The organism is Sulfitobacter sp. HI0129, assembly GCF_001635395.1.
Classification (GTDB): domain Bacteria; phylum Pseudomonadota; class Alphaproteobacteria; order Rhodobacterales; family Rhodobacteraceae; genus Sulfitobacter.
In genome coordinates this window covers 1-1093 of sequence record NZ_LWGH01000659.1, presented here as the reverse complement: position 1 = coordinate 1093, position 1093 = coordinate 1, and the positions used below count along the sequence as shown (strand labels likewise).

General features: G+C 69.3%; 1 protein-coding gene. It reads right to left on the bottom strand.

Annotated elements, in window-relative coordinates:
* Positions 1-1093 (bottom strand): hypothetical protein (locus A3764_RS16970; RefSeq protein WP_201722455.1); only part of this gene is annotated, 1093 nt, incomplete at its 5' end.

The window sequence follows — 1093 nt, the reverse complement described above, 5'->3', positions numbered from 1 at the left end:
CTAGCGCCTGTCCCGCAGGCTGTACCACGTCAGCACCCCGATCACCCAGACGGCCAGCAGGAAGGCAAAAGTCAGCAGCCCGATCGTGTAGCGGCGCGGATAGATCGCCCGTTCCGCCAGCGTGGGGCCGACGAAGGCTGCAAGGTACCGGCTGTCGCGCCGCGCCTCCGCCACGGCTGCGTCATAGGCGGCCCGTGCCGCCAGATAGGCCTGTTCGGCAAATTCGTTTTCCACCGTCAGGCGCTCGAACTCGCCCAGAACGGCAACGTAGTCCTCCTGCGCGGCGGTGCCGCCTTCGGCGAACCCTGCGCGTTCCTGCGCGATGCGATCCTCGATCACCGCGATCCGGCGGGAGGACCGCGCAAGGCGCGGGTCGCCCGCCCCGGTGGTGCGCGCCAGCACCTCGCCCTCCACCAGTGCTGTGGCCAATTGGTGTTGCAGGCTTTCCAGCAGACCCATACGCCCGCGTATGTCCGCCGCCGGATCGATGATGCGGGTACGGGCGCGAAAGGCCGCCATTTCGGACCGGGCCGCGCGGGCGCGCTGCATCGCCTGCTCCAGCTCGCCCTCGGCATGGCGGGTCGCATCCGTCCGCGCCAGCACGCTCAACCCGTTGATCATCTCGCGGCTTTCCTCCAGCACAAAGGCGGCAATGTCCCGCGCGCCCCCAGCCGTAAAGGCGCGCACCTCGACCTCGACCAGTCCGCTCGCCGCGTCGTGATGCACCCGCACCATCCGCCGCCAATAGTGCAGCAGATCCTCGATGGAGCCTTCGGGATCGAAGGCAAAGACCGGGTCCCGCCCGAACGGGGCAGCAAAACGCCCGCGCAGGTCCAGCGCCCTGTCGGCCCGCGCCACCAATGCCTGACTGCGCAGGAATTCATACAGCACCTCTGTATCGGACGACGCGCCGCCCGCCATCGACGACAACCCCCCGAAGAGCGCGACGGCACCGCCCCCCTCCTGCTGACGGACGACAAACCCGAGGGTGGAGGCATATTGATCCGCCGCCCGCAGCCACAGATAGGCCGCCGCCCCCGCCGCCGGCAGCAGCACAAGCAGCAGCAGGCTCAGCCCCAGCGATAGGTGGCGC